This is a genomic window from Winogradskyella sp. MH6 (assembly GCF_022810765.1).
Classification (GTDB): domain Bacteria; phylum Bacteroidota; class Bacteroidia; order Flavobacteriales; family Flavobacteriaceae; genus Winogradskyella.
In genome coordinates this window covers 3,113,539-3,134,205 of the sequence record NZ_CP094494.1, presented here as the reverse complement: position 1 = coordinate 3,134,205, position 20,667 = coordinate 3,113,539, and the positions used below count along the sequence as shown (strand labels likewise).

The 20,667-nt window shown below is 33.0% G+C and carries 17 protein-coding genes; 8 read left to right on the top strand and 9 right to left on the bottom strand.

Annotated elements, in window-relative coordinates; translation table 11 throughout:
* The first annotated feature begins 438 nt into the window (after positions 1-438).
* The 5 genes from ychF (at position 439) to MST30_RS13980 (ending at position 7,239) form a co-directional block, all read left to right on the top strand.
* Positions 439-1,533, top strand: coding sequence for a redox-regulated ATPase YchF (gene ychF / locus MST30_RS14000; protein ID WP_243472028.1), 1,095 nt, complete (start codon positions 439-441; stop codon positions 1,531-1,533).
* Positions 1,534-1,636: 103 nt separating this feature from the next.
* Complete coding sequence (locus MST30_RS13995) at positions 1,637-2,098, top strand: SRPBCC family protein (protein ID WP_243472027.1); 462 nt, start codon at positions 1,637-1,639, stop codon at positions 2,096-2,098.
* A 123-nt stretch (positions 2,099-2,221) separates the two neighbouring features.
* Positions 2,222-4,081, top strand: a complete 1,860-nt coding sequence (locus MST30_RS13990) for a DNA topoisomerase IV subunit B (RefSeq protein WP_243473884.1) — start codon at positions 2,222-2,224, stop codon at positions 4,079-4,081.
* On the top strand, positions 4,078-4,551 hold the full coding sequence (locus MST30_RS13985) for a hypothetical protein (protein WP_243472026.1): 474 nt from the start codon (positions 4,078-4,080) through the stop codon (positions 4,549-4,551). Before MST30_RS13990 ends, MST30_RS13985 begins: the two co-directional genes overlap by 4 nt.
* Positions 4,552-7,239: a DNA gyrase/topoisomerase IV subunit A gene (locus tag MST30_RS13980; protein WP_243472025.1), complete on the top strand. Its 2,688-nt coding sequence runs from the start codon at positions 4,552-4,554 to the stop codon at positions 7,237-7,239.
* Positions 7,240-7,245: 6 nt separating this feature from the next.
* Here the strand turns inward: MST30_RS13980 and MST30_RS13975 are convergent, their stop codons facing one another.
* The 3 genes from MST30_RS13975 to MST30_RS13965 all read right to left on the bottom strand — a co-directional run bounded on the left by MST30_RS13975 (position 7,246) and on the right by MST30_RS13965 (position 8,868).
* A complete protein-coding gene (locus MST30_RS13975) occupies positions 7,246-8,040 on the bottom strand; it encodes a TerC family protein (RefSeq protein ID WP_243472024.1) in 795 nt (264 codons plus the stop codon).
* A 5-nt stretch (positions 8,041-8,045) separates the two neighbouring features.
* Positions 8,046-8,435, bottom strand: a complete 390-nt coding sequence (locus tag MST30_RS13970) for a hypothetical protein (protein ID WP_243472023.1) — start codon at positions 8,433-8,435, stop codon at positions 8,046-8,048.
* Between the two features lie 64 nt (positions 8,436-8,499).
* Complete coding sequence (locus tag MST30_RS13965) at positions 8,500-8,868, bottom strand: helix-turn-helix transcriptional regulator (RefSeq protein ID WP_243472022.1); 369 nt, start codon at positions 8,866-8,868, stop codon at positions 8,500-8,502.
* A 303-nt stretch (positions 8,869-9,171) separates the two neighbouring features.
* Here MST30_RS13965 and MST30_RS13960 point away from each other — a divergent pair, with 303 nt between their 5' ends.
* Positions 9,172-10,317 (top strand): M14 family metallopeptidase, encoded by a 1,146-nt coding sequence (locus tag MST30_RS13960; protein ID WP_243472021.1) that lies wholly within the window; start codon positions 9,172-9,174, stop codon positions 10,315-10,317.
* A gap of 74 nt (positions 10,318-10,391) precedes the next feature.
* On the top strand, positions 10,392-10,871 hold the full coding sequence (locus MST30_RS13955) for an Lrp/AsnC family transcriptional regulator (protein WP_243472020.1): 480 nt from the start codon (positions 10,392-10,394) through the stop codon (positions 10,869-10,871).
* Positions 10,872-10,927: 56 nt separating this feature from the next.
* Here MST30_RS13955 and aroB read toward each other — a convergent pair whose 3' ends face one another.
* Positions 10,928-11,998 carry a 3-dehydroquinate synthase gene (aroB, locus tag MST30_RS13950; protein WP_243472019.1) on the bottom strand — a complete coding sequence of 357 codons (1,071 nt, stop codon included), beginning with the start codon at positions 11,996-11,998 and terminating at the stop codon, positions 10,928-10,930.
* 99 nt (positions 11,999-12,097) lie between these two features.
* On the opposite strand from aroB, the gene MST30_RS13945 reads away from it, so the two are divergent.
* The gene (locus MST30_RS13945) at positions 12,098-13,270 is read left to right on the top strand and encodes a proline dehydrogenase family protein (RefSeq protein ID WP_243472018.1); all 1,173 of its coding nucleotides are present in this window, start codon (positions 12,098-12,100) and stop codon (positions 13,268-13,270) included.
* A gap of 5 nt (positions 13,271-13,275) precedes the next feature.
* Here the strand turns inward: MST30_RS13945 and MST30_RS13940 are convergent, their stop codons facing one another.
* From MST30_RS13940 to MST30_RS13920, 5 genes are read right to left on the bottom strand one after another with little or no spacing between them, the layout of a single operon-like run.
* Positions 13,276-14,403 (bottom strand): polysaccharide deacetylase family protein, encoded by a 1,128-nt coding sequence (locus MST30_RS13940; protein ID WP_243472017.1) that lies wholly within the window; start codon positions 14,401-14,403, stop codon positions 13,276-13,278.
* 29 nt (positions 14,404-14,432) lie between these two features.
* Positions 14,433-16,793 (bottom strand): GumC family protein, encoded by a 2,361-nt coding sequence (locus MST30_RS13935; RefSeq protein WP_243472016.1) that lies wholly within the window; start codon positions 16,791-16,793, stop codon positions 14,433-14,435.
* A 17-nt stretch (positions 16,794-16,810) separates the two neighbouring features.
* Positions 16,811-17,590 (bottom strand): polysaccharide biosynthesis/export family protein, encoded by a 780-nt coding sequence (locus tag MST30_RS13930; RefSeq protein WP_243472015.1) that lies wholly within the window; start codon positions 17,588-17,590, stop codon positions 16,811-16,813.
* A 43-nt stretch (positions 17,591-17,633) separates the two neighbouring features.
* Complete coding sequence (locus MST30_RS13925) at positions 17,634-19,529, bottom strand: polysaccharide biosynthesis protein (protein ID WP_243472014.1); 1,896 nt, start codon at positions 19,527-19,529, stop codon at positions 17,634-17,636.
* Entirely contained in the window at positions 19,523-20,650 is a 1,128-nt protein-coding gene (locus MST30_RS13920; protein ID WP_243472013.1) for a DegT/DnrJ/EryC1/StrS family aminotransferase, read from the bottom strand. Before MST30_RS13920 ends, MST30_RS13925 begins: the two co-directional genes overlap by 7 nt.
* Positions 20,651-20,667 lie beyond the last annotated feature (17 nt).

The window sequence follows — 20,667 nt, the reverse complement described above, 5'->3', positions numbered from 1 at the left end:
TAGAGTAAAAACTAAAGTAATTATGTAATTTCTATAAGAAAATAACTTCATAATTTTTGATGCCGGATTTAATGGTAATTATATTATATAGGTAAAGCTATCAATAATTACGAAGAAATCAAAAATGTAATGAATCTAAACCTTGGTGGAAAATGTAGTAAAAGTACTGCACACTTAAGACGTATATAAAAAACAGCGGTTTATTCTCTTAATCGAAAGAAAATGAATAAATTAAAGGTCAGTTATAAACCGAAAAGCTAGTGCTTAAAACCCGCTACTTTTCATATATAAACACGATAAGCGCAACCAAAAACCACCCACAAACTTTTCAAAAAACTTTAATCAAAACTATTCTAGTATTTAATTACATTTGCAATCTCTAAAAAGAGAGAAGAAGAGTTTAATTAAAAAAGATTCCTGCCTTCGCAGGAAGTTAATATGAAAGCTGGAATAGTAGGATTACCAAACGTAGGAAAATCAACCTTATTTAACTGTTTATCTAACGCTAAAGCGCAAAGTGCAAACTTTCCGTTTTGTACTATAGAACCAAACATTGGTGTGGTTAACGTGCCAGATCCAAGATTGGCAAAACTAGAGTCTTTGGTTAATCCAGAGCGTGTAATGCCTGCAACGGTAGAGATTGTAGATATCGCAGGTTTGGTAAAAGGTGCGAGTAAAGGAGAAGGTTTAGGAAACCAGTTCTTAGCCAACATTAGAGAAACCGATGCTATTTTGCACGTATTACGTTGTTTTGATAACGATAATATTGTTCACGTTGATGGTTCTGTAGATCCTATAAGAGATAAGGAAACCATTGATATGGAGCTTCAGCTTAAAGATTTAGAAACGACTGAAAAGAAGTTAGATAAGGTAAAGCGTGCTGCTAAAACTGGTAATAAAGAAGCGCAAGCAGAAGAAGCAGTGCTTTTAAAGATAAAAAATGGTTTAGAATCTGGTGTGTCTGTGAGAGCTTTAGAGTTTTCGGATGAAGATTATGCAGACTACGTAAAGCCATTACAGTTTATTACAGATAAGCCTGTTATGTATGTGTGTAATGTAGATGAAGGCGCTGCAAACACTGGTAATGCTTATGTAGAGCAGGTGAGAGAAGCGGTAAAAGATGAGCAAGCAGAAGTATTGGTGTTAGCTGTTGGTACAGAAGCCGATATTAACGAGTTAGAAGACTACGAAGAACGCCAAATGTTCTTAGAAGATATAGGTTTAGACGAGCCAGGTTCAGCAAAATTAATTAGAGCGGCTTATAAGCTTTTAAATCAGCAAACCTACTTTACTGCTGGTGTAAAAGAAGTAAGAGCGTGGACGGTTAATGTTGGTGCTACTGCGCCACAAGCTGCTGGAGTTATTCATACCGATTTTGAAAAAGGCTTTATTAGAGCAGAAGTTATTGGTTATGATGACTATGTTAACTACGGAAGCGAAGCCAAAGTAAAAGAAGCTGGTAAAATGCGTGTAGAAGGGAAGAATTACATTGTTAAGGATGGAGATGTGATGCATTTCTTGTTTAATGTGTAAAATTCCTGTGAAAACAGAAAACATATGTTTTATTCACTTTTAAAAATAAAATACTTTATGTGACTTTTTAAGAATGTAAGTGTCTTACTACAAAACTAACGTTATGCCCCAAATTGTAATAGAAACTGAAATTAATGCCGATATAGATATATGCTTTGATTTAGCTCGAGATGTTGGTTTCTATTCACAATCCTTAAAAAACCGTAATGAAATACCTATAAGTGGTAAAATATCAGGTTTAGTAGAGAAGGGAGACTACGTAACTTGGGAAACAACACATCTTAATCTATTGCAACACCTAACGCTCAAGGTATCAGAGTTTGAAAAGCCTTACTTGTTTGTAGATGAGATTGTTAAGGGTGAATTTAAGTCTTACAAGCATAATCATGTTTTTAAAGAAAGAGAAGGCAAGACTGTAATGATTGATGAGCTTTACTTTGCATCTAAATATGGGATCATAGGTAAGATTACAGATTATCTTATTTTAAAAAGGTATTTAAAAGGGCTTATGATTACCAGAAACAAAATTTTAAAGCAAAAAGCTGAAGAATTATCAAAACGGTAAAATTTCTTAAAGGTTCTCAACAATAACGGTACTTTATTGTTAATTACTTTACCCAAAGCGTATTTCATTTTTTAAGCTATAGTCTTATATTAGCGTTCTATCATTAATCTCGTCCTAATGTCTATGACAGAACAAACTAACTATACTGAAGATAATATTCGCTCACTCGATTGGAAGGAACACATCAGGATGCGTCCTGGTATGTACATCGGAAAATTAGGTGACGGATCCTCTCCAGATGATGGTATTTATATTCTTGTTAAAGAAGTACTCGATAACTCTATAGATGAGTTTGTAATGGGTGCTGGTAAAACCATTGAAATTTCCATACAAGGCGATCGTGTTATTGTGCGCGATTATGGTCGTGGTATTCCGTTAGGTAAGGTAGTAGATGTAGTGTCTAAGATGAATACTGGTGGAAAGTACGATTCTAAAGCCTTTAAAAAATCCGTTGGATTGAATGGTGTTGGTACCAAAGCTGTTAATGCGCTATCTACGTATTTTAGAGTAGAATCTACCAGAGACGGAAAATCAGCTTCTGCTGAATTTGAATTAGGAGAATTAAAAGACCAGGAATTTTTAGACGATACATCAAGGCGAAAAGGAACCAAGGTAACTTTTGTACCAGATGACAGCATCTTTAAGAACTATAAATTCAGAAATGAATATGTGGTGAAAATGTTGAAAAACTATGTGTATCTAAATCCTGGATTAACCATAGTTTTTAATGGTGAAAAATACTACAGTGAAAACGGTTTAAAGGATTTGCTTTCAGAAAATATTAATGAAAGCGATATGCTTTATCCAATCATTCACTTACGAGGCGATGATATTGAAGTTGCTATAACACATAGTAAAACGCAGTATAGTGAGGAATACCATTCGTTTGTAAACGGACAAAACACAACACAAGGAGGAACGCATTTAGCAGCTTTTAGAGAAGCCATTGTAAAAACAATCCGAGAGTTTTACGGCAAAAACTACGATGCCTCAGATGTAAGAAAGTCTATTGTTTCTGCAATAGCCATTAAGGTGATGGAGCCTGTTTTTGAGAGTCAGACCAAAACCAAGCTAGGTTCTACAGATATGGGAGGCGATTTACCTACTGTGCGTACGTACATCAACGATTTTGTAAAAACCTATTTAGATAATTACCTTCATAAGAATCCTAATGCCGCTGAAAAAATTCAGCGCAAAATTCTTCAAGCAGAACGTGAGCGTAAGGAGTTGTCTGGTATTAGAAAGCTAGCCAAAGAACGTGCTAAAAAGGCAAGTTTGCACAATAAGAAACTTCGCGATTGTCGCATTCATTTTGGCGATACAAAAAAAGATAAATATTTAGACACCACGTTGTTTATTACAGAGGGTGATTCGGCTTCTGGTAGTATCACAAAATCACGAGATGTTAATACACAGGCTGTTTTCAGCTTAAAAGGGAAGCCTCTAAATTCATACGGATTGAGCAAAAAGATTGTATATGAAAATGAAGAGTTCAATCTTTTGCAAGCTGCTTTAAATATAGAAGAGTCCATAGAAGACTTACGATATAACAATATTGTCATCGCGACTGATGCCGATGTAGATGGTATGCACATTAGGTTGTTATTGATTACGTTCTTTCTACAGTTTTTTCCTGAAGTGATTAAAGAAGGGCATTTGTACATTCTTCAAACACCATTATTTAGGGTAAGAAATAAAAAAGAAACGATTTATTGCTATTCTGATGAAGAGCGAAGAAATGCTATTGAAAAATTAAAACCAAAACCAGAGATTACACGATTTAAAGGGTTAGGTGAAATTTCACCAGATGAGTTTAAGCATTTTATTGGTGATGATATACGCTTAGATCCTGTAATGCTAGATAAGGACATGTCTATTGAAGAATTATTGTCTTTCTACATGGGAAAAAACACACCGTCGCGTCAAGAATTTATTATTGAAAATCTTAAAGTAGAACTTGATATCGTTGAAGAAAACGCATGAGAACCGATAATAGAACAGTAAAAAATACGGTTGTATCCATCTACTTTATACTCATTGTCTTTGGGATATTATTGGCAACTGTATTTAATTCACTAGAGTTTTTTGTGGATAGTACCTTTTTTGTTTTTCTGGGTTTGTTCATTGTTTTGGTGTTATTTCATTCTATTGCAGGTTATTTTGAATACGATAGTGACGGAGCAAAAATTATAATCCTAAATAAAGGATTGATACTAACAGAGTATATCAATTACCGAGAAAATAAGGTTGAATTTGCTAGACATCAACTTGTTGGGTATAAAATAAAAGATTACTTCCTTTATAAGTCTTTGGTTGTACTGATTAAAACTTATGATGGTAAACATATAAAAGAACGCTTCAACGTAACCCTTCTTAAAAGAAAGAAGATGAGGTATGTAAAGCAATCGCTACGAAAAACACTAAAAGAAAACAAAAAGCGAAAAGAAGGATAGATGGCAGAAGATCAAAATGAAGAATTGTTAAATGAAGACAATGGTAATCAAGAAACGATTACCAAAGTCACCGGAATGTATAAAGACTGGTTCTTAGATTACGCTTCGTACGTAATCTTAGAGCGTGCGGTACCAGCTATTGAAGATGGTTTTAAGCCAGTGCAGAGACGTATTATGCATTCTATGAAAGATTTGGATGATGGTCGCTACAATAAAGTAGCGAATATCGTAGGACATACAATGCAGTACCATCCGCATGGAGATGCAAGTATTGCTGATGCTATGGTACAAATAGGCCAGAAAGATTTACTGATTGACACCCAAGGAAACTGGGGAAATATTTTAACAGGAGATAGTGCTGCAGCATCGCGTTATATTGAAGCCAGACTATCTAAATTTGCTTTAGATGTTGTTTATAACCCTAAAATTACAGAATGGCAAGCCTCTTATGATGGCAGACGTAAAGAGCCTATAAATTTACCTGTAATGTTTCCTTTGCTTTTGGCACAAGGAGGAGAAGGGATTGCGGTTGGACTTTCAACTAAAATTCTGCCTCACAATTTCTTAGAGCTAATAGATGCCTCTGTAAAGCATTTAAAAGGAAAACGGTTTACGATATATCCAGATTTTCCGACAGCAGGTATTGCAGATATAAGCAATTATAATGATGGTTTGCGTGGCGGAAAAGTAAGAGTACGCGCCAAAATTTCGCAACTAGATAAAAACACGCTTGTAATTACAGAAATTCCATTCGGAACGACGACTTCATCATTAATAGACTCAATTCTGAAAGCTAATGATAAAGGGAAAATTAAAATAAAACGAATTGAGGATAACACGGCAGCCGAAGTTGAGATTCTTATTCATTTACCACCTGGTTTATCACCAGACAAAACCATTGATGCGCTTTATGCATTTACAGCTTGCGAAACATCGATTTCTCCTTTAGGTTGTGTTATTGAGGATAACAAGCCTCTATTTGTTGGTGTTTCTGAAATGCTGCGTCGTTCAACGGATAACACTGTTCAGCTTTTAAAACAAGAGCTAGAAATAAAACTAGGTGAGTTTGAGGAACAGTGGCACTTTGCATCGTTAGAGCGAATTTTTATCGAAAATAGAATTTATCGCGATATAGAGGAAGAAGAAACATGGGAAGGTGTAATTAAGGCTATAGATAAAGGCCTTCAACCACATATTAAGCATTTAAAGCGTGCTATCACAGAGGAAGATATCGTTCGTTTAACAGAAATAAGAATTAAACGTATTTCAAAGTTTGATATAGATAAAGCTCAGCAAAAGATAGATGCTTTAGAAGACCAAATCGCAGAAGTAAAACATCATTTGGCTAATCTTATCGATTACGCTATTGCTTATTTCGAAAGACTAAAAAAGGACTACGGAGAAGGCAAAGAACGCAAAACAGAGTTGCGTGCTTTTGAAGATGTAGATGCTACTAAGGTTGTCATAAGGAATACAAAACTCTATGTTAATAGAGAGGAAGGCTTTATTGGTACGTCGCTAAAACGTGATGAATACGTCTGTGACTGTAGTGATATAGATGATATTATTGTTTTTACTCAAGAGGGTAAAATGATGGTAACCAAGGTAGATTCTAAAACCTTTGTTGGCAAAAATATTATTCATGTTGCTGTGTTTAAGAAAAAAGACAAGCGTACTATTTATAACATGATTTATAGAGATGGTAAAAAAGGACCATCTTATGTTAAACGCTTTGCGGTAACAAGCATTACTAGAGATAGAGAATACGATATGACCAATGGTGATAAAGGTTCTGTGGTATGGTATTTTTCTGCAAATCCTAATGGAGAAGCCGAAGTTGTTACTGTTTTACTACGTCAGGTAGGAAGTATTAAAAAGCTGAAGTGGGATTTAGATTTTGCGGATATTTTAATAAAAGGACGCTCGTCTAAAGGTAATTTGGTTACTAAATATTCTATAAAGCGAATTGAGCTAAAAGAGAAAGGTGTTTCTACATTAAAGCCACGCAAAATATGGTTTGATGATACAGTACAGCGCCTTAATGTGGATGAGCGAGGTGAACTTATTGGTGAGTTTAGAGGTGAAGACCGTTTATTGGTTATTACCCAATCAGGAACTGTAAAAACAATTATTCCAGAACTTACAACTCATTTTGACAGTGATATGATTGTACTTGAGAAATGGATTCCTAAAAAACCAATATCTGTCATCTACTATGATGGTGAAAAAGAACGTTACTATGTAAAACGCTTTTTAATAGAACAAGAAGGAAAAGAAGAAACATTTATTTCTAGTCATCCAGAGTCGCAATTAGAGATTGTATCGACAGATTGGAGGCCAATGGCTGAGGTAGAATTTACTAAAGAACGAGGTAAAGACCGAAAGCCTAACATGGAAGTTAATCTTGAAGAATTTATTGCAGTAAAAGGCATTAATGCACTTGGAAATCAGTTAACTAAAGAAAAGATAAATCAGATAAATTTATTAGACCCATTACCTTTTGAAGCACCAGAAGAAGTCCATGCAGATGAACTTGATGTGGTAGATGAAGAAACGGTATCAGTAGATTTAGAAGTTGATAGCAGCGATGATAAATCAGAGCAATCTAAAGATGATTCTTCAACAAAAACAGATGAAAATGATGATGATTTAGATGTGGATGACAAGGGTCAGGTGACGCTTTTCTAATTTGTACTATTCTTTTTTTGTTTTCTTTTTTGTTTTGAAATTTAAAAACTCCACAAATAAAGAAAATGCAATAGCGAAATATAAGTACCCTTTTGGTATTGCTCCAACAGTTTTGCCAAAGAATTCTGTGTGAGACAGGTGTGCAGCTTCGGTAATTAGCATAAAGCCAATAAGGATTAAAAAAGCCAAACCTAGTATTTGCATACTTGGATTTCGGTCAATAAATTTTCGAATTGGGTTGGCAAAACCTATCATTACAACTATAGAAATTACAACTGCAATAATCATTAAAATAAGTGTGTAGTTGCTGTTTGGGTGCAAGCCGTTAGTCATGCCTACAGCAGTTAAAATTGAATCTACTGAGAAAATAAAATCAATGATTAAAATTTGTGTGACAGCCTGAGATAAAGATTTGATGGCTTTTGATTTAATGCCTTCTTCATCATGCCCAGGATCTTCAACCTTTTCTCTAATTTCAGAAGTGCTTTTGTAAATTAAAAATAATCCACCAGCAAATAAGATGATAGCTTGCCAACTTAGTGCAATTTTTAACCATTCAGATTCGTATGTAAAGAATGGTTCACTTAGGCCAATCAAAAACGTAACAAAGAGCAGCAAAATAATGCGTTGTATCATTGCTAAAACTAAGCCTATGTTGGTGGCTTTGCTTCTTTGGTGTTCTGGGAGTTTGTTGGCAGCTATAGAAATAAACACAATATTATCAATCCCGAGAATTATCTCAAGAAAGGTTAATGTTAGAAGTGCCATTATAGCATCTGATGTGAATAAAAACTCTAGCATAACATCTATTTAATCCTATAAGCAACTCCTTTTTGAGCGCGTAAGGGTTTGTTGCGCTTTTTTACTGCCAATTTATATTCAAAAGTATACGAAGATGTGCCATCTGTAGATAGTATCTTCATATGCATATCATCTTTTTCAGAATTTGTTTTAGGGTTGATTGTTTTTAAAACAAACTCACAGTCGTTAATCCAGCGTACTGATGAAGAGTCTATTTTGCCATCATAGTAATTGATGCTTAAGTCCTCGGTACGCACAAATCTTCCTGTCTTTTTTACACCGTCTATAATGTAATCAAATTCAAATTCTCCAGTTTTAAAATCGCTGCAGTTACGTTCAACTTCAAAACAACTGGTAAGTAACAGTAGAGCGCAAAGCAAAAAAATAGTCTTCATTCTTAAGGTTTGTACAAAGATAATTAATTGGTAAACTATATCTGAGCAAATTCTGAAGTTAAACTTATGGATTGTAGCTTTTAAAGGTGCCATCTTTGTAGAAGATGACTATTTTTTCAATTTCAGAACTTTCAAAGTTAGGTTTGTTGTTTTTTTCAATTGTTAAATCCAGTTCTGAATTAGGAATGTTTGAAGCTTCAATTTTTTCAGACGGAAAATGACCTTTACCATTTAAGAGCCAATATAATTCTACTTCAGGATAGGAGTGAAGTACCTTCATTACAAAATCTAAACTAGGTTTATTTCTACCGGAAAGAATATGAGAAATACTTGATCTCTGAACTCCAATTTTTTCAGCAAAACCAGAAGCAGTTTCATCATAAAAATCTATGACTTTTTGTAAGCGATTGGCAAAATCTGATGAGTTTATCATTGTAAACACTTATTTCTCTCTTATAACGATACAAATGTAAACAATAGTGTTTTTTTAATCAAAATTTCAATGTTAATCTTTGTGAATGAAATAAAGTTAAACTTTATATAACATATATAAAATACTGAAAATAAATATTTTAAACATAGCAAATAATTTTCATTGAATTTTCTTCAATATCCAAAAAGATACCGAGGTCTTGCGAGTTGAATTCTGTATACAAGTGTAACAAAACTTAAAATTTCAGCTGTTTACAATTGTAAAAAATCAAATAGTTACATTTGTAACACATAAAAATCGGAAATGATATTAGAGCAACTAAAAAGTTTATTTTCTTTACTTAAAACACCAGACTTATTTGGTAGGTATATAACCAATTCTGACATAGAAAAATGTCTAAAAAAAATTCCGGATTCAATGACTTCGGTTGTAGGCTATTCTGTAGAAAATAAACCAATCTATAGTTTAACATTTGGTAATGGACCCAAAAAAGTTTTGATGTGGTCTCAGATGCATGGAAATGAATCTACGACTACAAAAGCGCTTTTTGATTGCTTTAATTTATTTTTAACCAACAATACATTACCAAATTCTATTTTAGAATCCTGCACATTATTGGTAATACCAATTCTTAATCCAGATGGTGCTGAGCGTTATACACGTCTCAATGCTAATGAAGTTGATTTAAATAGAGATGCGCAAGACTTGTCGCAGCCAGAAAGTAGGATTTTAAGGGAGGTTTTTGATGATTTTAAACCAGATTATTGCTTTAATCTTCATGGGCAGCGTACTATTTACAATGTAGGAGGAACAGGTAATTCTTCCGTGCTCTCTTTTTTATCTCCTTCGCAAGATGAAGAACGTTTGCTAACCATAAACAGAAAGCAAGCCATGGGAATTATTGTTGAAATCAATTCCGTATTACAGCAACTAATACCTAATGGTGTAGCGCGATACGATGATGGTTTTAACCTTAATTGTGTTGGTGACACATTTCAAAGTTTAAACGTGCCAACAGTTTTGTTTGAAGCTGGTCATTATCCTAATGACTACAATAGGGAAGAGGTAAGGTATTTAATGTTTTTGGCTATTCTAAAGGCTTTAGATGCTATATCTAAAGGGATAGAGGTTGGTAACTATAAAGATTATTTTTCAATCCCTGAAAACGCTAAACAGTTTTATGATATCATTATTAGAAATGCTACACTAGAAGAAGGTTCTACACAAAAAACAGATATAGGCATTCAATATCAAGAACGATTACTCGATGGTAAAATTGAGTTTATTCCGGTTATTGAGGCTATTTCAAAGTTAGATGACTTTTATGGTCACAAAGAGATTGATGCTAAAGGACAAGTTGTAAAAAGTCAACACAATAAGAGGTTGAAAGTTACTAACGAAAACGATTTCGTATTAAAAAATAATGAAAAAATCTCACTAAAACCTTAAAAAAACTTGGTTTTGATGCGTAATTGGTAATAAAAATCGTTTATTTTTGCATAAAGTTTAAAGATTATACAATTATGCCAAAGTTTAAATTAGACGAAGTTGACCACCAAATATTGGATATGCTTATAGATAATACGCGTATTCCTTTTACAGATATTGCAAAAAAATTATTGATTTCTGCAGGTACAGTTCATGTACGTGTTAAGAAAATGGAAGAAGCCGGAATCATTAAAGGCTCTTCGCTTACATTAGATTATAAGAAACTAGGTTATTCATTTATAGCTTATGTGGGTATTTTTCTTCAGAATACATCTCAGACAAAGTTTGTTTTAGAGCGTATAGAGAGTATCCCTTATGTTACAGTAGCGCATATTACTACAGGGAAATTCAATATTTTTTGTAAAATTAGAGCAAAAAATACCATGCATGCTAAGGATATTATCTTTAATATAGATGATATTGAAGGTGTTTACAGAACAGAGACTATGATATCTCTAGAAGAAAGCATAAATGACAAAAAACGCTTAATGCATACAATATTTAATGAGCTATAGTATAAAGTATAGTAAATAAAAAAACCTTAGCACTTCGCTAAGGTTTTTTTATTTCTTCAAGAATTATAATGCTTAAATGCATCTAGTATAATATCATTATCAACTTCGCAATTTATTTTAGGTTTACCAATCGCTTCAAGTAAAACAAATTTTATTTTACCGTGGCTGTTCTTTTTGTCGTATTGTAACAGATTGATAATAATTTTTTGATCATTCTCGGTTATTTCAACCTTAGAGAAGGTTTTTAATATACCTTTTTCAATTTCTTTAAACTCTTCTTCTGATAATCCAGTAGTTTTTGTAGAAACATAGGCTTCTAGCAACATGCCTATAGCAATAGCTTCGCCATGCAATAAAGGAACTTTATCTCCATTGCCTAAAAAGTAACTTTCAATGGCATGGCCTAGAGTATGCCCAAAGTTTAAGACTTTTCTGAGTCCTTTTTCAGTTGGGTCTTCAGAAACTATGTTGTTTTTTATGACAACAGAATCATAAATCATGTTATCTAAAGCAGAGCCATCTAAATTCTCAAAATTTACAAGAGTGTTCCAGTAAGACTTATTTTGAATTAGACCGTGTTTTAACATTTCAGCATAACCAGAAACCATATGATTATTAGGTAAAGTTTCTAAGAACGAGGTGTCTATTAAGACCATACTACCTTCGCTAATGATACCTATTTGATTTTTTAGATTGCCAAGATCTACACCTGTTTTACCACCAACAGAGGCGTCTACCATTGCTAGTAAAGATGTAGGAACATTAATGTAATCTATGCCACGCATAAAGGTGCTGGCTACAAATCCTCCTAGATCAGTTACAACTCCTCCTCCTAAATTTATCATTAGGCTTTTTCGGTCTGCGTAATACTCCGACATAGCTTCCCATACTCCAGTGCAAATATCAATGGTTTTGTGGTCTTCTCCCTCTGGCATTTCCATAACCTCTACAACTATATCACCAGATTCAACTTGAGACAAAAACTTGGGTAAACATGCATCATGAGTGTTTGTATCTACAAGCACAAATATTTTTGAAGGGTTAGAGGATTTTATATATGCATTAAGTTCTTTGTAGATATTATCATTAAAGTGAACAATGGCATTTTTGGTCTTTATAGATTTCATTTTGTTAATTCCTCAATTTTGCTGTGAAAATACTCCCTTTTTTTAGAAAAAAGTAAGCAAAGGATTAAATATATTTGCAATATTTATTTTCTAAAATCTATGATTAATCGTTCTCTCTTTGAAAATACAGCAACTGCTTTTGCACTAAAATCTGATTCTGAATTGGAGCGTGCTTATTTCTTGTTTAAAATGATATCTTCTCAGCCACTTGTTCGTATTGGAACAGCTGCGACTAACTTTGCGCTTAAGGCTAATTTGCCTGTGGAGGGTTTAATTCGGTCAACAGTTTTCGATCATTTCTGTGGTGGTGTTAATGAGGAAGATTGCTTGTCTGTTATAGATAAGCTTTATACAAAGTGTGTGAGCTCTGTTTTGGATTATTCGGTTGAGGGTAAAGAAGTGGAAGAGGAGTTTGATAATGCCCTTGAAAAGATTTTAAAGATTATTCATTTCTGTGATGAAAGGGACGCTATGCCAATAGTAGTGTTTAAACCTACAGGATTCGGAAGGTTCTTGTTATATCAAAAGAAAACCGAAGGAAAAGCGCTAACAGCTTCTGAAAATGATGAGTGGGACAGAATTGTTGGGAGATTTAATGCTGTTTGCAAACTAGCCAAAGAAAAGGATGTTGAAGTTTTGATTGATGCCGAAGAAAGTTGGATGCAAGATGCAGCAGATAATTTGGTAGAAGATATGATGCGCAAGTACAATAAGGGTAAAACGATTGTTTATAACACGCTTCAATGTTATCGTTGGGATAGGTTAGATTACCTTAAAGCATTACATGAGAAGGGTAAGAAAGAAGGTTTTAATATTGGGATGAAGATTGTACGAGGTGCATACATGGAAAAAGAACGCAATAGAGCAGAGGAAAAAGGTTATAGATCACCTATTTGTGAGAATAAAAAAGAAACCGACGATACTTTTAATAATACACTCATTTATATCTTAGAAAACTTAAGTGACATCTCTGTTTTTATTGGTACACACAATGAGGCTAGTTGTTACTTAGCTATGGAGCTTATGGAAAAATATAATATTCATAAAGAGGATAATAATGTTTGGTTTGGTCAATTGTATGGCATGAGTGACCATATTAGTTATAACTTAGCAGCTGAAGGTTATAATGTAGCTAAATATATTCCTTTTGGTCCGGTTAAAGATGTTATGCCTTATCTTATAAGAAGGGCAGAGGAGAACACTTCTGTTGCAGGCCAAACCAATAGAGAATTGACCCTGTTGAAGACTGAGAGGAAAAGACGTAAGGTCTAACCTTATTAAAACAGCTTATCTAGAATAACGAGAACTAATTTACGAAAACGGTACTTATATTTATTCAACAAACTACCATTGTGATATTTGAATAAAGTTACTAAAAATTGAGGATTTTTAATATAATGGTTTCTTTTAGAAGTCTGTATAAATGATGTCATTGCATTTCTTTTAATAATCTGCATATCATCTAAATTTAGCGATACAGTTTTTTTTGCATTGGCTGTCATAGCTTTGTAGTTGGCCTTTTCCGCAACATTTACGCTAGATTGATTAAAACCTCCACCAGGCCAGCATATAAACTCAACAGGTTTATTTAGTTTTTCTTCTATTATTCGTTTGCTTTCTGCTAGTTCATAATTGAAGCGATTTAGCATGTCTTCATCTGATTCAAATTTGCCAGGAAATTCTTCTAGCTTTTCGTTTAAATTTTCAATGAACTTTTTTTTGTCTAGTGTATCACCTAATTTTGAAAATTCATTTATAGAATATTCAACAAACTTGTCATTTGGTATATATCTTCTAACTCTCAAAGCTCTATCATATTCAAATATAGGTAGTCCATCGTCAACAAATTTAGATTGATCCTCATTGATATAGTAAGGTTTTCTTTTTGGTTGTGATAACCATGGTAACCAATTATATTTTGGTTGTCCTGTGTAAATGTCTACTATTTTATTCGAATAAAAATAAAAATCATGACTCATGCTGTGAGATTGAATATCAATCACACCTGAATCTTGCATTAAACTTAGTTCGGACCAATTTAAAAAACCTAGCTTAGCAAGTTTAGATTCATCTATCTTTTTACTCCATACATCCTCAAGGTTAGGTCTAATTTCAGTCTCATTTTGAATAAATTCAGGATTTACAAATATTGTACCTTTCAATCCATATTTCTTTAATATTGGATATGCGTAAACCCAGTTATCTAAATAACCATCATCAAAAGTGAGAACAACCTTATTTTTTGCATTAGGATCCTTAGCCCATGAATCTAGAAATACAGTTTCAAAATTATTATTAACTAGATATTTGCAAAAATTCTCAAAATGATCTAGAGAAATAGAAAGCCATTTCCTGTACCAATTATCGTTTTCACAACCAACACTATGTAGCATTAAGGTTTTCATAAATATTAAATTTTTTCGAAATATATTTTTTAAGAAAAGCTATACCACTTTTTCTTCTTGTTTGGATTGTTACCATAACCATACCCGTAACCATATCCCTTTTTGCCTGGTTTGATACCATTTAATAGCATTGTCATATTTGGAAGGCGTTTGTCTTCAAATAATGGTTGAGCTATATTAACAAGCCTTCTTTTATCTACGTTATCAGCGCTAACAACATAAATGAATAAGTCTGCAAGTTCTGAAATAAGTAGAGTATCGCTTACTAATCCAACAGCAGATGTGTCAGCCACTATATAATCATATTTCTTTTCAAAATATTTAAAAAGCTCAGTTACCCTTGGACTCATTAATAATTCTGAAGGGTTAGGAGGGATGGTACCCGAAGGAATTATATATAAAAATTCGTTCTCTGGATGTTTTACAACAATATCCTGAGGTTTAATAGAGCTATCAGCTAAGTAATCTGATAAGCCTTTTTTTGGTTTTTCTTTAATTCCTAAATAATCTAAAATTTTAGGAACACGTATGTCCATTTCGATTAATAAGACCGATTTTTCTGAAAATGATATTGAGCTTGCTAGGTTAGTACTAGTATGTGATTTCCCTTCTTGGGCTTTAGTAGATGTAATAAATATTCTCTTTTGTTGATCTTTTTGATTTCTAAGAATAAAATCAATGTTAGATCTTACTATTCTAAATGCTTCAGCTTTAGGAGAATAATCAACACGCTTTATTAGCTTTTGTTTTTTAGATGTTTTAGGAATATCACCTAAATAAGGTATGTCTAGCATATTAACTAGATCATTCTTGTTATAAATCTTAGAGTCCAAAAGATTTATCAGATAAATAATTCCAATAGGAATCATTAAACCTAAAATTAAAGAAGCTAGATAAATAATAGCAGGTTTAGGAGCAATAGGCATGAAAGAGGAGTATGCATTCTCTATAATTTTAGCATTTGGAGTATACATACCAAGTCTAATAGCTGATTCCTCACGCTTTTCTAAAAGATATAAGTATAAAGATTCCTTGATATCTTGTTGTCTTTTGATATCTCTAAACTGTCTTGCTTTTGTAGGTGCGGCATAAAGTTGACCTCTAATTCTTGAATTTTCCTTGTTTAAGTTATTTAATGTTAATTCAGAAGTTTGTTTCATATTGCTTAACGAACGTTCTAAATTAGATTTAAGTGCGTTGATTTGATCGTTAAGATTAATAACTACAGGGTTTTTTGAACTAGAATTTTTTAGTATTCGATTTCTCTCAGCAACTAATTCATTATGGCTGGCAATCATTTGTGCTGTTGAAGCATCTCCAATACCTACGTCGGCAGGAAGCATGTCACTACTTCTGCCTTCAGCCTGAATTTCTTCCTGTAAGAAAGAAATAAGCTGAATATTTGTAGCAGTACTTGCTATTTGTTGTTCTAACTGTTTGTTAGCTTGTAGGTTAAGGTCAGCTTGAGCTCCTAAAGCGGTAAGATTATTTCGCTTTTGAAGTTCCTCAGCAGTATAATCAACCTCTTCTAATTCTTTAGATACCTTTTGAAGTCTATTTGTTATAAAATCGGATGTTACTTTTACAACTTCCTCTTTATCTTTAAGCACATCATTATTGTATTCTTTGATGAGCTCGTCTAAATAATCAATGGCTCGTTGTGCTACAGTTTCTTTAAGTTCTAAACCTATGACACTAGAACCTTTTTCAGTGGATATAGTTACGTTTTTAGAATATGCATTAATTAACTTTCTTACAGGAATAATAGCGATTTTTATGTTTGTTCCCGGTTTTGGGGCATATTTACCATCATTAGGGACTATATAAAAGCCTCCGTAAGGCGTGTTAACTTTCTCTCCAAAATCATATAGTTTCCCATCAGCATCCTCTCTGTCATCAAATAGAGACTGCTCTTTTTCGTTGAAAAGCAGATATTGAGTTGGTGATTTTATTTTTATGAATAAGACTCTGCCTATTTTATCAATAATAGAATCACTTTCATAGAAATTTATCTTAATAGGAGAATCTTTGTAAAATTCTTTTTCTTTTATTTTTCCGTCAGCATAGTATCTAATATTAAGATCTAAATTTTTAACTATATTTTCAGCAATTTCTCTAGATCTAATAACTCTAATCTCATCTTTAATTTTATCTGCACCACCCGAAAACAAACCATTCGCCTTAACATCATCTAAACTTGGTAATTTTTGAGATTGCTCTTCGTCTCTAATTTTTATGGTTGCATTTGCTTTGTATTCATAATCAGCATAACGAAGATGCGTAAAACCGAGCATTATGGCTATAATTACACATAGAAGAATCCATTTCCAATATGAAAGGAATAATTCTAATGTTTGTTTTAAGTCTACAGTGGGTGTTTTGGATTTCATAAATTGTAATTACCTTCTTAATTTCTTACCAAGAATACAGCAATAATAGTTGTAAGTGTGCCTATGGCAGATATCAAAACACTATTGTTTTGGTTGTATGATGAGGCTCTAATTTTTGCATTATTTGGTTCAACATAGATTACATCATTCTGTTGAAGATAATAAACAGGTGAGTTTACGGCATTAACAGAGGTCAAATCTATTTTAGCAAATTTCTTTTTACCATCTACCTCTCTGATAAGTAAAACATTTTTGCGCTTTCCAAATATAGTGAGATCATCTGCAAGTCCTAAGGCCTCTAAAACAGTAATTCTTTCATCTTTTATAGTGAATGTACCTGGATTCCTAACTTCACCTAAAATAGTAATTGTAAAGTTAGACAGTCTGACATTAACAATTGGATTATTAGCATATTCACTTATTTTTTCAACTAACATTGCTGTTAATTCTGTACGATTTAAACCAGCAACTTTTAACTTACCAAGTACAGGGAAATCAATATTTCCATCATAGTCTATTAGATAAGATTGAAATTGTTGTTGTCCTCCAGCATTTAATAAATTTGTATCGTTATTAGATACAACCATAAGGTTAAATGGTTTTACTGTGTCTGGATCTAATGCAGATACATTAATAGTTAGGATATCATCTGGTTTATATATTATTGGTTTGGGTTCTGAAACTAAAACACCATCTTCAATAGGCTCATCTTGAAAATAAACAATATCTTTTCTGGATCCACAAGAAGTAAAAACTAAAATAGCTATTAATTGAAGTACAAAGTTGCGTGTTTTCATGTTTTTGTTTTTAGGAGTAATTTTTTTGTATTGCTTGATTTGATTATTTCTTTGAATCTAAAACTTCATATGTGGAGTTATTAGATATATATTCTGGGATTAATGCTTTAATATACGATACAATTTCTAACGGTTGTGTTAGGGAGTTAATACTTGTCAATTTATTGATTTGTTTTTCAACTGTTATAGTGTCAACATATCTGGTTTTTGCAATCATTATTTTTTCGTGATAGGTTTTTTTTGTGTTTTCACCATCAGCTAATAATTCTTCATAAATTTTCTCCCCAGGTCGTAAACCAGTAATTTTTATATCTATATCTTCAGGATAACGTAAACCAGATAATATTATCATGTTTTTGGCAAGGTTAAAAATCTTTATAGGTTCTCCCATGTCAAACACAAATATCTCACCGCCATTACCCATGGCTGCTGCTTCTAATACGAGTTGACATGCTTCAGGAATCGTCATAAAATAACGTGTTATTTCCTTGTGGGTTACTGTTAAAGGACCGCCTTTTTCAATCTGTTTCTTAAAAAGTGGAATAACAGAACCATTAGAACCTAATACGTTTCCAAAACGAGTTGTTATAAACTTAGTATGTCCTTTTCCTTTAAGACAAGAAACGTATAACTCAGCAATACGCTTAGTTGCACCCATTACATTGGTTGGGTTAACGGCTTTATCGGTAGAAATTAAAACAAACTTATCTATACTATGTTTTACTGCAATATCAACTACATTTTTAGTACCTCCAATGTTTACACTAACAGCTTCAAATGGATTGTTTTCCATTAGTGGGACATGTTTGTATGCTGCAGCATGGAAAACAATTTTTGGCTTATATTGATTAAATATTTGATCTATTCTAGTCTTGTTTCTTACATCTGCAACAATAGCTTCAATATTATCTAAACCTTGTTGTCTAAACTCTTGTTGAATATCGTATAAAGCAGACTCTGCATTATCTATAAGTATGAGTTTTTTATAGTTATAAAGACTAACTTTTCTACAAATTTCACTGCCTATAGAGCCTGCGGCACCTGTAATAAGTATTACTTTGTTGTCATACAGGTCTATTAAGTCAGGGTTTTTGATGTTTATAGGATCTCTTCCTAATAAATCTTCAATTTTAACCTCTTTTATTTGACCAACACTTAAATCTCCATCTATCCAACTTTGAACAGGAGGAACAATTTTGACTTTAAGACCAAGGTTGAATAAACTACCTGTTATTTGAAGTAATCTTGTAGGGTCAATATTCTGGATTGAGATAATAACATCTTCAACATCATTCTTTTTGATGAATTCTTCATCTATGTCAGAAAGGCCATAAACGGTAACTAAGTTTATTTTCTTATCTATTTTCCTTTCGTCATCATCTATAAATCCAACAACTTCGAAGCCATTTTTTGTGTCATTTTGAATAGCGTCATAAGTTAACATCCCTGAATTACCAGCTCCAAAAATAAGAACGTTAGCAGTTTTATGAACGTCTTGTGTAATTTGATTGTATAAAGATTTGATAAATAACTTAGCTCCAATTAAGAAGAGAATATTCAATAGTAAATGAATATATATAATTGATCCAGAAATATTAAAAATTTCATTGTCGCTTATCAGTTTTCTGCTTAAAAAGGTACAGCAAATTAGTATTGTTGCTAAGATATTTGCTCCAATGACAACGTTGAGTATGTCTTTAAAACCTGTAAATCGTACAACTCCTTTATAAGTTCCTACAGCAATTAGGCTTATAGCAGCCACAATCATTACGTATGGTACTTGTTTTAGAAGTGTAGAAAAATCAAAATCTAGAGCAAAGTTGTATCTGATTAAATATGCTAAGAAAAAAGTTGCAGCTACAACCATTGTATCAAATAGCAGTACCAGCCATTTAGAGGCATATCTCTGAGATATTTTATTTAGAAATTTTTCTAACATACTGCAAAATACATATTTATAGCTGAAATTACTCTATCTAATTCTTCTTTGCTTAGGTTTGATCCACTAGGTAAACATAACCCTCTATTAAACAGTTCATCTGAAACACCATTTAGATAGCTTGGCGCATCTTTAAAAACGGGTTGCTGGTGCATAGGTTTCCATAAAGGTCTAGATTCTATGTTTTCTTTCTCTAAAGCCAATCTTAATCCTTCTCTTGTCTCAAAAGAATCTAAAAGAATACAAGATAACCAACGATTAGAAAAATGACCTTCAGGTTCTTGTAAAAAGGTTATTTGATTGTTGTCCTTAAAAGTATTGAAATACAGCTCATGGTTAGAACGACGCTTTTCAACATGACTATCTAAAATTGTCATTTGTCCCCTGCCTATACCTGCAACAATATTAGACATTCTGTAATTGTAACCAATATGAGTATGCTGGTAATGAGGTGCATTGTCTCTAGCTTGAGTAGCTAAGAAGACAGCTTGTTTTTTGTGATCTTCAGTTCTTGCAACTAATGCTCCACCTCCAGAAGTGGTAATTATCTTATTTCCATTAAAAGAAAGAATGGACAAATCGCCAAAAGTACCACAATTCTGACCTTTATAATGGCTTCCTAGAGATTCAGCGCTATCTTCAACAACTGGGATTTCGTATTTTTCAGCAATTTTATGGATTTCGTCTACTTTATATGGCATTCCATATAAATGTACAGCAATAATCGCTTTAGGCCTCTTGCCTTTAGATATTCTATCCTTAATTGCTGTTTCTAATTGAATAGGGCAAATATTCCAAGTATCAGCTTCACTATCAACAAAAATAGGTGTAGCTCCCTGGTAAATAATAGGGTTAGCCGAAGCTGAAAATGTTTTACTCTGACAGATAACCTCATCTCCGGTTGTAACTCCGAGTAATATTAAACTTAAGTGAAGGGCAGAAGTACCAGATGCTAATGCTGCTACGTGTCTATCTTCTTTTAGATAAGATTCTAAGTCTTTTTCAAATCCATTAACATTAGGTCCTAATGGAGCGACCCAATTGGTATCAAAAGCTTCCTTTATGTAAGTCTGTTCTGCTCCACTCATATGAGGTGAAGACAACCATATTTTCGGTTTCATAAGTAAAAATTGTTTAA